Origin of the sequence: Longimicrobium sp. (assembly GCF_036280135.1) — a bacterium.
Taxonomy (GTDB): domain Bacteria; phylum Gemmatimonadota; class Gemmatimonadetes; order Longimicrobiales; family Longimicrobiaceae; genus Longimicrobium.
Map to the genome: position 1 here is coordinate 1 of NZ_DASURI010000996.1, position 12,046 is coordinate 12,046.

10 protein-coding genes and 1 pseudogene are annotated in these 12,046 nt (G+C 70.2%); 1 reads left to right on the forward strand and 10 read right to left on the reverse strand.

What is annotated here, in order from left to right; all coding sequences use genetic code 11:
* Positions 1–644, forward strand: a pseudogene (locus tag VFZ20_RS31930) (hypothetical protein); the annotation flags it as partial.
* A 47-nt stretch (positions 645–691) separates the two neighbouring features.
* Here the strand turns inward: VFZ20_RS31930 and VFZ20_RS31935 are convergent.
* The 10 genes from VFZ20_RS31935 to infB form a co-directional block, all read right to left on the reverse strand.
* Positions 692–1,693 (reverse strand): serine hydrolase domain-containing protein, encoded by a 1,002-nt coding sequence (locus VFZ20_RS31935; RefSeq protein WP_329688033.1) that lies wholly within the window; start codon positions 1,691–1,693, stop codon positions 692–694.
* Positions 1,694–2,070: 377 nt separating this feature from the next.
* The gene (locus VFZ20_RS31940; protein ID WP_329688034.1) at positions 2,071–4,206 is read right to left on the reverse strand and encodes a polyribonucleotide nucleotidyltransferase; all 2,136 of its coding nucleotides are present in this window, start codon (positions 4,204–4,206) and stop codon (positions 2,071–2,073) included.
* A gap of 260 nt (positions 4,207–4,466) precedes the next feature.
* Positions 4,467–4,736 (reverse strand): 30S ribosomal protein S15, encoded by a 270-nt coding sequence (rpsO, locus tag VFZ20_RS31945; RefSeq protein WP_329688035.1) that lies wholly within the window; start codon positions 4,734–4,736, stop codon positions 4,467–4,469.
* Positions 4,737–4,865: 129 nt separating this feature from the next.
* Positions 4,866–5,606: a hypothetical protein gene (locus VFZ20_RS31950; RefSeq protein WP_329688036.1), complete on the reverse strand. Its 741-nt coding sequence runs from the start codon at positions 5,604–5,606 to the stop codon at positions 4,866–4,868.
* A gap of 23 nt (positions 5,607–5,629) precedes the next feature.
* Complete coding sequence (locus VFZ20_RS31955) at positions 5,630–6,139, reverse strand: hypothetical protein (RefSeq protein WP_329688037.1); 510 nt, start codon at positions 6,137–6,139, stop codon at positions 5,630–5,632.
* The gene (locus tag VFZ20_RS31960) at positions 6,136–7,107 is read right to left on the reverse strand and encodes a bifunctional riboflavin kinase/FAD synthetase (RefSeq protein WP_329688038.1); all 972 of its coding nucleotides are present in this window, start codon (positions 7,105–7,107) and stop codon (positions 6,136–6,138) included. Before VFZ20_RS31960 ends, VFZ20_RS31955 begins: the two co-directional genes overlap by 4 nt.
* Positions 7,104–8,003: a tRNA pseudouridine(55) synthase TruB gene (truB, locus tag VFZ20_RS31965; protein WP_329688039.1), complete on the reverse strand. Its 900-nt coding sequence runs from the start codon at positions 8,001–8,003 to the stop codon at positions 7,104–7,106. Before truB ends, VFZ20_RS31960 begins: the two co-directional genes overlap by 4 nt.
* A gap of 118 nt (positions 8,004–8,121) precedes the next feature.
* The gene (gene rbfA, locus VFZ20_RS31970; protein WP_329688040.1) at positions 8,122–8,535 is read right to left on the reverse strand and encodes a 30S ribosome-binding factor RbfA; all 414 of its coding nucleotides are present in this window, start codon (positions 8,533–8,535) and stop codon (positions 8,122–8,124) included.
* Positions 8,536–8,905: 370 nt separating this feature from the next.
* On the reverse strand, positions 8,906–9,187 hold the full coding sequence (locus tag VFZ20_RS31975) for a DUF503 domain-containing protein (protein ID WP_329688041.1): 282 nt from the start codon (positions 9,185–9,187) through the stop codon (positions 8,906–8,908).
* Positions 9,188–9,197: 10 nt separating this feature from the next.
* On the reverse strand, positions 9,198–12,046 hold a 2,849-nt coding region (infB, locus tag VFZ20_RS31980; RefSeq protein WP_329688042.1), incomplete at its 5' end, for a translation initiation factor IF-2.

Genomic DNA, 12,046 nt, shown 5'->3' on the forward strand with positions numbered 1-12,046 from the left:
ACTTCAACCTGAACTTCAACCTGGGCGGCAAGCCCGGAACCGTCCCGGCTACGCTTGGCTTGCTCTTCACCTTCACCGCCCTCAGCGGAGAGCTGGGCGACTTCGACACGCTGCCGGACAACTGGATCGTGGAGTGGGAGCACCTCGTGGGCGCCGCCACGGCGTTGGACCGCGCGCGGCGCATCGACACCCGGCTGGTGGAGCCGCTCTTCACGCTGCCGAAGCTCGACGGCAAACCGCTTCCGGGGGATGCCGGCCGGCTCGCCGTCCGCAACCTGCTGCGGGGCTACCTGCTGCGCATGCCCACGGGCCAGGCTGTCTCGCACGTTCTGGGCATCGCGCCACTCACGCCCGACGAGATCACGGCGGCGGTCCCGCCCCAGCAGGCCGCCATCCTGGCGCCCGCGGGGTTCCTGGAGCGCACGCCGCTCTGGTTCTACCTGCTGGCCGAGGCCTCCCACCACTCCGGCGGGGAGCACCTGGGGCCGGTGGGCAGCACCATCGTGGCCGAGGTGCTGGCGGAGTGTGTGCGCCGGAGCGACGACTCCATCCTCGCGATCGCGGGATGGACGCCCACGCTGGGCACCACGCAGGGCCAGTTCGAACTGGCAGACCTGCTGCGCCTGGCCGGCGTCCTCGCGTGACCGCTGCCGGTACCGGCCGGAGCCCCTCCGGCCGGTATCGCTCCCCCCTAGCGACGCGGAAAGTGGCGCAGGAACGAGGCCGCGAACGGCGAGCCGTCCACCCGCGCCGCGTCCAGCGGCTTGTTCCACCACAGGCCTTCGCTGTTCGCCAGCAGGATGAGCGTAAGCCGCTCGTCCGGCAGCTTGAGGTACAGCGCGGAGTACGCCTGCTCCCACCAGCCCGTGTGCCACACGGCGCGTCGTCCATCCACCTCCTCCACGTACCAGCCGATCCCGTACGGCAGCACGGCCCCCGCCGACGACCGTCCCGGCCGCCACATCTCTGTCTTTGATGCATCCGAGATCAGCCGCCCCTCGTCCAGCGCGATGTCGAACTTCGCCAGATCCGCTACGGTGGAGATCACGCCGCCCGCCGCGCCGTCCCCCTGTGCTTCCAGGGGCGGCGAGCGGACGAACGCGCCCGCGGAGTCCACGTGGTACGGGGGCGCGATGGCCGCCGCCAGGTCCGCCCGCAGGGGCAGGTTGCGGTGCGTGCGCGCGGACTCCGTCATCCCCGCCGGCGCGAACACCTCCTCGGCCGTGAGGTCGCTGAACGCGCGCCCCGTCACCTGCATCATGGGCCGCGACGCCCACGAATAGGAGATCGGGTTGTAGTAGAAGCGCTCGCCCGCCGTGCCGTTCATCCGCATGGAGAGCACGTGGCGCAGCGTGACGTTCGGCGAGCAGTCGTAGTCGCGGAAGAAGATGGGCGGCCCCTCGTCGCGCGCCTCCGTACAGAACTCCGCCCAGTTGGCGTACGTGGACATCGGCCGGTCCAGGTCCAGCACGCCGCGCTCCACGAGCCGCATGGCCACGACGGCGGAGACGGGCTTGGTGACGGAGGCGATGGGATACGGCGTGTGCTCCGTGGCGCGCACGCGCGCCTCCACGTCCGCGAACCCGAACCCGCGCGCCAGCACCACCCGTCCGTCGCGCACGATGGCGATCGACAGGCCCGGGATGCCGTGCGCGACGCGCAGCGAGTCCACCTCCGCTTCGAACGCCCGCACTTGCGTGTCCTCCTGCGCTGCCAGCGGTGAGCCGACGCCCGCCGCGGCTGCGGCGATCACGAACGTGGCGGAACGGAGGGAGGCGCGCGTCTTCATGCGTCCGGCGTACGGCCGCGCGCGCCGTTCGGTTTCGCATCACGCGACGCCGCCGGCAGGGACGCGGGGAATGGCTTCACGGGCTGATTGCACACGGGGCCTTCGGCCAACGGGGTTAACGGTAACCGATCGAAGGACCCACCGTTGACTCCGTTGGCCGAAGGCCCCGTGTGAGAATGCAGTTCCACTGGCCAGGAGGAGGGGGATCCCAGGCGACGCACGAAGCCCCCGCCCGGTGACCCGGGCGGGGGCTTTGTTACGACGAGATCAGCCGAGTCCGGTCAGCTGTTGGCGTCGCCCTGCGCGGGCGCGTCGCCACCGGCCTGACCACCCTCCATCTCGGCGATGGCGGCCTTGCGGCTCAGGCGCAGGCGGCCCTTCTCGTCGATGGAGAGCAGCTTGACCTGGACGATGTCGCCCTTCTTGACCACGTCCTCGGTCTTCTCCACGCGGCCGGCCTGCAGCTCGCTGATGTGCAGCAGCCCCTCGGTGCCCGGCAGGATCTCCACGAACGCGCCGAACGTCGTGGTGCTCTTGACCTGGCCCTCGTAGATGCGGCCCACCTCGGGCTCTTCCGTCATCCCCGCGATGATCCGGCGGGCACGCTCGCCGCCCTCGCCGCTCACCGACGCGATGGTGACCGTGCCGTCGTCGTCGATGTTGATCGTGGCGCCGGTGGCCTCCTGGATGCCGCGGATCGTCTTGCCCTTGGGCCCGATGATCTCGCCGATCTTGGCCGGGTCGACCTTGATGGTGATGATGCGCGGCGCGTACTGCGACAGCTCCGTGCGCGGGTTCGGCAGCGCCTCTTCCATCTTGCCCAGGATGTGCATCCGGGCGCGGTTGGCCTTCTGCAGCGCCTCGGTCATCAGCTCGACGGTCAGGCCCTCGATCTTGATGTCCATCTGGATGCTGGTGACGCCCTCGCGGGTGCCGGCGACCTTGAAGTCCATGTCGCCCAGCGCGTCCTCGCTGCCCAGGATGTCCGTGAGCACGGCGACGCGGTCACCTTCCTTGATGAGGCCCATCGCCACGCCCGCCACGGCCGCCCGCATGGGCACGCCCGCGTCCATCAGCGACAGCGAGCCCGCGCACACCGTCGCCATGGACGACGAGCCGTTGCTCTCCAGCACGTCGCTCACGACGCGGATGGTGTACGGGAACTCGTCGAACGGCGGCAGCATGGCTTCCAGCGCCCGCTCGGCCAGCGCGCCGTGGCCAATCTCGCGGCGGCTGGTGCCGCGCACGGGCTTGACCTCGCCCGTGCTGAACGGCGGGAAGTTGTAGTGCAGCATGAAGCTCTTCTTCTGCTGCACCGCGTAGTCCACCGTGTCGAACGCCTGCTCGTCGCCCTGCGTGCCCAGCGTGGTCACGCCCAGCGCCTGCGTCTGCCCGCGGGTGAACAGGGCCGAGCCGTGCGCGCGCGGCAGCACGCCCACGTCGATGCTGATGGGACGGACCTCGTCGGTGCCGCGCCCGTCGGAGCGCTTGCCCGTGCTGAGGATCATCTCGCGCATCTCGCGCTTTTCCAGGTCCTTGAGCACGGACGAGACGTCGCGGCCGCTCTCGGGGAACTCCTCGGCCAGCGCCGCGGTGATCTCCGTCTTGGCGGCGTCGAGGGCGGCGGCGCGCTCGTGCTTGCCGGCCACCGTGAGCGCCTCGCGAACGCGGGTGCCCGCCAGCGACTCCACGCGGCCGCGGATGTCGGCGGCGACCTCCTTGGGGGTCCACGCCATGGTCTCGGGCAGCTCCATCTGCCCCAGCAGCTCCTGCTGGAGGGCGATGAGCTCCTTGATCCCCACGTGCGCCACCGCCAGGCCCTCGGCGATGTCTTCCTCGGGCACCTCCAGGGCGCCGCCCTCCACCATCATGATGGCGTCCTCGGAGCCCGCGACGATGACGTCGAGGTCCGAGTACTCCAGCTGCTGGAAGGTGGGGTTGAGCACCCACTGGCCCTGGATGCGGCCGATGCGCACGGCGGCCACGGGGCCGGCGAACGGGATGCGGCTCATGTTGAGGGCCAGCGACGCGCCCGTCAGCGCGATCACGTCCGCGTCGTTCTCCTGGTCCGCCGAGATCACGTAGACAAAGATCTGCGTCTCGTTGGCGAAGCCGTCGGGGAACAGCGGGCGCAGCGGGCGGTCGATCAGGCGCGCGGACAGGATCTCCTTGTCCGAGGGGCGTCCCTCGCGCTTGATGAAGCCGCCGGGGATCTTGCCCGCCGCGTAGGTACGCTCGCGGTACTCTACGGTGAGCGGGAAGAACGGAAGGTGGGTCGGGTTGTCCTGCGCGGTCGCGGTGCACAGCACCATCGTCTCGCCGAACTGCACGGTGACCGAGCCGTCGGCCTGGCGGGCCATCTTGCCCGACTCCAGGATGAGCGGGCGCCCCGCGAACTGTCTCTCCAGCTTTGCCATTTGCTTGTCCTTTAGCGTTGCTCGGGGGAAGCCGCACTCCGGACTACGCTCCCCCGCAGGCGAGGCCCGGTCGCTTTGATGTTCACTTCGTCGCCGCTGTGCAAAAACGCGCGCCGGCCGCACGGTCCATGCCCGTGCGGCCGGCGCGTTCCATCTCTATCTCGTCGTGCTCCGCGGTGCGCGCGGGGACGAAAGGGCCGCGGCCGGACAGGTCTCCATCCGCTCGCTCCCTCGCCCCGTGCCCGCCGCCCGTGCCGGTCTCAGTGGCGCAGCCCCAGGTCGGCGATGAGGGCGCGGTAGCCCTCCAGATCGTTGCGGCGCAGGTAGTCCAGCAGGCGCCGGCGCTGACCCACCATCTTCAGCAGGCCGCGGCGCGAGTGGTGGTCCTTCTTGTGGGCGCGAAAGTGCCCCGTGAGGTCGTTGATGCGCGACGTGAGCAGCGCGATCTGGACCTTGGTGGACCCACGATCGTTCTCGTGGATCTGGTACTTCTTGATGATGTCGTCGCGGTTTTCAGCCGTGAGCGCCATGATCGGAGCCTCCTGAAGAGTCTGTGCTGGTCGGGAAGTCAGCCGATCCAATCGAACACTGGTTCCGAGCGGATCAACAACAAGCCATACAAGCTAGCGAAAGTTTGCGTACTTGGCAACCCACCCTGTTTAGGGACTAGGCGGTGGGAGCCATCCTTTAACGATGTCCGCTCCGCCTTTAAGAATCTTCGCGTTCTCCGGCTCCGCAGCCCACTTTGTCATGCGCACCAAGGCTGCGCCAAGCCAGTTTCGCTTTGTAAGTGCATTGACTTGCGTCCGCAGCGCTTCGAACTCTCTATGAAGCGCGTCGGTTTCCTTCTGCATCGCCGCGCGGTCCAGATCCCGAGCGGTGATCACTGACTTCAACTGCTCTTCCAACTCATTGAGCTTGAGAAAGACTTCAGCGGCTTCTTCCTTCGTGAAATACGTATTGGGGACTTCCGCAGCTTCCTCAATCAGTTGTTCGATCTGCTCACGCTGGGCAGCAACCTGTCGTGCAATTGGTGTTGCAGCCAATTCCTGCTGACAGAGCGTCATCCACTCCCCGACCAGCGATAGTAGCCCGTCCTCTCCTGTAACCGACGCAGCGTCCTGATTGGTCATCGGACCTGGGCTAAACGAGCACTGGATACTATTGGCCGGCATAACGCTTCCATAATCGTCAGAACCCCGCTTTGTCGAGAACACGTTCGCGACGAACGAGAAGCGCTTATCAAAGCGGTATTGGATCGTCAGTTTGCTCAAAACGTTAGTACTGGATCCTACCTCGTTCTTAACTGTGAAGTCTTCAGCCTCGAAAAATGACGTCGAGTTGAGTCGCGAATCCAGTTTCTGTAGGAAATACTGACGGAGCATTCTGAGATTCTCCATGGAATATAGAGATGGCTAGCCGTTCAGCGTTCGGTGGACGGTGTTACCAACTCCATCACGTACGCGTGCAGCTGGCCGGGGGTGCCGTGGGTGTGATGGCGCACGGCCTTGAGGAAGGGATGCGTCTCCACCACCTCGCCCGGGCGATGGATCACCAGCATGGGGCCGAGCTCGTCGTCGGCCCACTCCGCACGGGCGTGGCGGCGGATCAGCTCGCTCAGGAAGGCGCCGACAGGCTCCGCGTATCGCATGTCGTAGCCGTCTGCCTTGAAGATCGAGCGCAGGCGCCCGGACAGCACCAGCTCGTCCAGCGCCCGAGCCGCCGCATCCGGATCGCGCGGGTCCAGTTCGATCTTGAGCCGGTCGCGCACCGTGCGCCGGCACTCCTCCGCCAGCGCCAGGATGGACGCGAGCTCCACGAGCGCCAGGCGCTGCATGGAGCTGCCGAGGGAGCGCCGCAGCAGCAGCGCGCCCCATCCCAGGAACCCCGCCAGCAGCGCCGCGCCGACGGTCAGCACCAGCGACCAGCTCATCCGCCCGTCAGCCCCAGCATGCGCCGGCCGTCGCGCTCGTCGCCGCGGATGGCCTCGATCAGCGCCTTCACGGACGCGAACGGGCGGATGTCACGGATGCGGTCCACCACCTCCACGCGCAGGTGATGGCCATACAGGTCGCCGCTCCAGTCCAGCAGGTGCAGCTCGATGGTCGGTGCAAAGCCGGGGAACGTCGGCCGCGGACCCAGGTGCAGCAGCCCGGGGACGCGCTGGCCGCCCACCCAGCCGTACGCGGCGTAGACGCCTTCCTTCGGCAGCGCCTTTTCCGGGTTCCCCACCTCCACGTTGGCCGTGGGAAAGCCCAGCTCGCGCCCCTTCTGCTCGCCGCGCACGACGATGCCCTCCAGCGCGTACGGGCGCCCCAGCAGCCGCGCGGCGGCCGCGGCGTCGCCCGCCTCCAGCAGCCGGCGGATGCGGCTGGACGACACGGGCTCGCTCTCCGCGTGGAACGCATCCACCACGTCCACGGCGAATCCAAGCTCCCGGCCGATCTGCCGCAGCGTCTCCACGCCGCCCTCGCGGTCGCGTCCGAACCCGTGGTCGTAGCCGATCACGAGCTCCTTCATCCCGATGCGGCCCACCAGGATCTCCTCCACGAAGCGCCGCGCGGGGTAGCGCTGCAGCGTCCGCGTGAAGGGGAGAAAGACGACGTACTCCAGCCCCGACTCCGCCAGCACCTCGCGCTTTTCCGACAGCGTCGTAAGCAGGGGCGGTGCGTGCTCGGGGCGAACGACACGCAGGGGATGCGGATGGAAGGTGACGAGGATGCTGCGGCCACCCGTCTCCGTGGCGCGGCGGCAGATCTCCTGCAGCACCTCCCAGTGGCCGCGGTGCACGCCGTCGAAGGTGCCCACCGTCACGATGGCGGGCCGCCCGTCGCGGGGAAGCGCCGTGGGCAGAGACGGGTCGATGGCGTACGGCGCCACGTCGTCCGATCGCACCATCATGCCGCCCCCGCGAAGACCTTGCGTGGCCGCACCATCCCGTCCGCCGACTCGCCCACGGCCAGCAGGTCGCCGCCGCCGGAGACGATGGCCACGGGGCCGGTGACGTGCAGCTCCTGCGGCGCGGGCAGCGCGCGCCCGTGCCGGATGTCCACCTCGCCGCGCGCGTCCGCCACGACGCGCGGCAGGTGCGCGAGCGCGTCCGCCGGCGCGATCATCGCCTCCGCCACGCGCTCCGCCTCCGCCAGCCGGTCCATGGGCACGGCGCGGTCGACGTCGTGCGGGCCGATTCGCGTCCGCCGCAGCTCGCGCAGGTGCCCGCCCACCCCCAGCATCGCCCCCACGTCGCGGGCGATGGCGCGGATGTACGTCCCGTTGCCGCACTCGACTTCGAAGACGACGTCCGGCAGGTCGATCGAAAGGACACGAATCGCGTAGATCGTCACGGGGACGGGCGGCAGGTCCACCTCCCCGCCCCGCCGCGCCACGTCGTACATCCGCTGTCCGTCCACCTTCTTGGCCGAGTAGGCCGGCGGCACCTGCTGGATCTCGCCCACCTGCTCCGCCAGCGCCGCCCCGATCGCATCCGCGGAAAGCGAGCGCCACCCGTCGGAGGATGCGATGACCTCGCCCGTGTGGTCGTCCGTGTTGGTCGACTCACCGAGCCGCATCGTCCCCACGTAGGTCTTGGGCAGCGGCGCGAAGTACTCCGCCAGCCGCGTCGCCGGGCCCACGCAGACGAGGAGGAGGCCGGACGCGAACGGGTCCAGCGTGCCCGTGTGCCCCACGGCGCGCGTCCGCAGCCCGCGGCGCACCGCCGCCACCGCGTCGTGCGACGTGGGTCCCACGGGCTTGTCCACGGGCAGGATGCCGCCCGGGGCGGATGCGGCGTCCGTCATCGTCCGCCTCCGGTCCGCTCCGTCCGACATCCACCGGAACGGACGGCACGCCGAAGCGCGGCGCGCGGAACGAGGTCCACGCGCCGGAAGGAAATCGTATCCACGGGGATCGAGCGGATCACTCCTTCGCCTCGCCCTGGGTGCCGTCGCCGCCGTCCTCCAGGTCCGCGTCGGCGGCCTCGTGGCCCTCGGGCAGCGCCTCGCGAAGGAGCTGCTCGATGCGCAGGGCCTCGGAGAGCACGCGATCCGCCTCGAAGTGCAGCTCGGGGATGCGGCGCATGTGCAGGCGGCCGCTGAGCTGCTTGCGGATGAACGGCGCCGCGCTGCGCAGCCCCGTGAGGATCTCCGCGCGCTCCTGCTCGTCGCCCAGCGAGGTGATGTACACCTTGGCGTGGTCCAGCTCGGGCGAGGTCTGCACGGCGGTGATGGTGGCCAGCCCCACCCGCGGGTCGCGCACCTCGTCGCGGACGATCAGGGAGATCTCCTGCTTGAGCTGCTCGTTGATGCGGTCGGTGCGTCGAAACTTGGGCATGTCGTGTGGCCTCGCCGTCTGCGCTGCGAAAAGACTGAACCGCGGGGGACAGGTTACAGGGAACAGGGTTCCGACTGCAACTGCGGTTCCGCGCGGCGGGCGGATGGCCCGTCGCGGGAACGCGTGTCTCTCCGCCGAAAGAACAACCGCGGGTTACAGGGGACAGGTTACAGGGAACAGCCTGCAACCGCGGCTCCGTGACGGAACGGGCCGTCCGCCGGAGATCCTGTCATCCGCCGAAAAAGCAAAACCGCGGGGGACGGGAGACGAGGTGTGGCTTCAACCGGCAACAAGCAGGGCCGTTGCTGGCTGTAACCTGTAACCTGTCCCCTGTCCCCCGCGATTCCGAGCCGGGCAGAACCCACCCGGCTCAGTAGAACGTCGTGTACGAATCGATGATCCGCGCCCGTCCCTCCTCGGCCACCATCCGGTCGGCCGACGAGAGCACGGATTGCGCGTGGCGCCGGTCCTCGCTCACCACGCACACCGCGATCTCCGCCCGCTGCAGCAGGTCCTGGTGCGCCGTCTCCGCCGCGGAGACGTTGAACCGGGCGTGCAGGCGGTCCTTGAGCCCCTTGACCACGGAGCGCTTCTCCTTGAGCGAAGCGCACCCGGGGATGTGGAGCTCCCAGACCACCAGGCCCACCGTCACCCGTGGGCCGTCAGGCCGGGGCGTTGGCGCGCTCCCGCTCCTGCTCGGCCGCGATGCCGGCCAGGGTGCGGGCCACCTCTTCAACGCGGTAGCACTCAAGGATGTCGCCAACCTTGATGTCGTTGAAGTTGTTGATGTTCAGGCCGCACTCGAAGCCCTCGCGGACCTCGCGGGCGTCGTCCTTGAAGCGCTTGAGGCTCCCCAGCTCGCCCTCGTACACCTGCACGGCGTCGCGCACCACGCGGATCTTGCCGCGACGGTCCAGCACGCCGCTGGTGACCATGCAGCCGGCCACCGTGCCCACGCGCGGCACCTTGAACAGCTGCCGCACCTCGGCCGTGCCCAGCATGATCTCGCGCTCCTCGGGCGAGAGCAGGCCTTCCATGGCCGCGCGAACCTCGGCCACCGCCTCGTAGATGATGTTGTACAGGCGGATGTCCACGTCCTCGCGCTCGGCCACGTTGCGGGCCTCGCCCGTGGGACGCACGTGGAAGCCCACCACGATGGCGCCCGAGGTAGACGCCAGCAGCACGTCCGACTCGTTGATGGCGCCCACGCCGCGGTGCACCACCTGCACCCGCACCTCGGCCGTGGACAGCTGCTCCAGCGAGTCCGACAGCGCCTGCACGGAGCCGTCCACGTCGCCCTTGATGACCAGGTTGAGCTGCGCCTGCTCGCCCTTGGCCAGCATGCGCGACAGGTCCATGAGCTTTACGCCGCGGCTCTTGATGCGCATGCGCTTTTCGCGCTCCAGCCGCTGGCGCGTCTGCGCGATCTCGGCCGCGCGGTCCGCCTCCATGGCGATGAGCTGGTCGCCCGCCCCGGGAACCCCGGGAAGACCCAGGATCTGCACGGGGATGGCGGGACCGGCCTGCTGCACGGGACGGTTGCGCTCGTCCAGCATGGCGCGGATGCGGCCGGCGAACATGCCGCACACCACGTGGTCGCCCACGCGCAGCGTGCCGTTCGTCACCAGCACCGTGGCCACGGGACCCTTGCCCACGTCCAGCTGCGCCTCGATCACCGTGCCCACGGCCTCGCGGTCGGGGTTGGCGCGCAGCTCCTGGATGTCCGACAGCAGGAGCACCTTCTCCAGCAGCTCGTCCATCCCCTGGCCCTTCTTGGCGGAGACCTCGGCGCTCATCACGTCGCCGCCGAAGTCCTCCAGCACCACCCCGTGCTGCAGGAGGTCCTGCTTGACCTTCATGGGGTTGGCGTCGGGCAGGTCCACCTTGTTGACCGCCACGATCAGCGGCACGCCGGCGTTGCGGGCGTGGCTGATGGCCTCCACCGTCTGGGGCATGACCGAGTCGTCGGCCGCCACCACGAGGATGACGACGTCGGTGACCTCGGCGCCGCGGGCGCGCATGGCCGTGAAGGCCGCGTGGCCGGGCGTGTCCAGGAAGCTGATGGCGCGCCCGTCGGGCAGCTGCACGTGGTACGCGCCGATGTGCTGCGTGATGCCGCCGGCCTCGCCCGCGATGACGTTGGTCTTGCGGATGTAGTCCAGCAGCGACGTCTTGCCGTGGTCCACGTGGCCCATGACGGTGACGACGGGCGGGCGCGCCTGCAGGTCCTCGGGCGCGTCCTCCTCGACCGACTCCTCCATCTCGGCCGCGTACTCCTCCTCGCGGACGGCCTTGAAGCCGAACTCGTCCAGCAGCAGCTCGATCTGGTCGAAGTCCAGCCGCTGGTTGATGGTCACCATCAGCCCCAGGTTCTTGAACGCGGACCCGATGAGCTGGGTGGCCGGCACGTCGATGAGCTCGGCCAGCTCCGCCACCGTGAGGAACTCGTTCACCCGCACCGTTGTCGCCTCTTCGGCGCGGCGGCGCTGGATCTCCTCCTCGCGGCGCTCGGACTGCGACGGCCCCTGGTCGCGCTGGCCGCGGCGCTTCTTGCGCCCGCCGCCCGACTCCATGGCCGCCATGGTCTTGCGGAAGTTGTCGTCCACCGCCGTCTGGTCGACGGTGCCACGCCCCTTCTTCTTCTTGCGGTCCTTCTTCTTGGCGTTGGCGTTGCCACCGGCCGCGCCGCCGCCGCCCTGGTTCACGGGGCCGCCGCCGTCACCGGGGCGCCCGCCGAACGACTGGGTGCGCGCGGGCGGCATGGGCGGGGCCATGCTGCGCGCCGAGCGCGGGACGAACTCCGGGCGCGGGGGCGCGCCGCGTCCGTCGCCGGACGGGGCACCCTGCCCCTCGGGACGGGCCGGGCGCGGGCCGCTGGGCCCGCCGGGCCGCACCGACGGCGGCGGGGACGGACGGCGGTCGCCGCCGGGGCCGCCCTGCTGGGCCGGACGCGGGGGCCCGCCCTGCGCGGGCTGGCCGGGACGCTGCGGCGGGCCGCCGGGGCGCGCGGACTGCGGCCCACCCGGACGGGCGGACTGCGGACCCTGGCCACCGGGGCGCGCCGACTGCGGGCCGCCCGGACGCGCCGAATCGGGCCCGCCCGGACGGGCGGACTGCGGACCGGCCGGCCGCACGAGCGTGGGGCCCGTGGGGTTGGGACGGGCCGACGCCGCGGGACGCAGCTCCTCGCGGGCCGGACGCTCCGGCGCGGCGGGGGCCGGCGGCGCGGGACGCTCCACGACGGGCGTGGGGGCCGGCGCGGGCGCCTCGGCGGCCGGCGGCGTGGCCGCGGCCTCGGGCACGCCCGGGGACTCGACGATGACCGTCACGTCCCTGGGCGACTGCCCGCCGCGGGTGACCAGGTCGGCGCCGCGGTCGGCCGCCGCCTGGGCGGCCTCGGCCTCCATGGCCTCGGCGGCGTCGGCCATGGGCGACGCGGTGGTGTCGGCCTCGGCGCGGGACTGCGCCGGCGCGGGACCGGCGGAGACGTCCGTCTGCGCGGCGGCCACGG

Coding starts and splice junctions, on each gene's coding strand:
- VFZ20_RS31950 (WP_329688036.1), bottom strand. CDS start 5,606: ATGGAGAATCTCAGAATGCTCCGTCAGTATTTCCTACAGAAACTGGAT.
- rpsO (WP_329688035.1), bottom strand. CDS start 4,736: ATGGCGCTCACGGCTGAAAACCGCGACGACATCATCAAGAAGTACCAG.
- VFZ20_RS31960 (WP_329688038.1), bottom strand. CDS start 7,107: ATGATGGTGCGATCGGACGACGTGGCGCCGTACGCCATCGACCCGTCT.
- truB (WP_329688039.1), bottom strand. CDS start 8,003: ATGACGGACGCCGCATCCGCCCCGGGCGGCATCCTGCCCGTGGACAAG.
- VFZ20_RS31940 (WP_329688034.1), bottom strand. CDS start 4,206: ATGGCAAAGCTGGAGAGACAGTTCGCGGGGCGCCCGCTCATCCTGGAG.
- rbfA (WP_329688040.1), bottom strand. CDS start 8,535: ATGCCCAAGTTTCGACGCACCGACCGCATCAACGAGCAGCTCAAGCAG.
- VFZ20_RS31955 (WP_329688037.1), bottom strand. CDS start 6,139: ATGAGCTGGTCGCTGGTGCTGACCGTCGGCGCGGCGCTGCTGGCGGGG.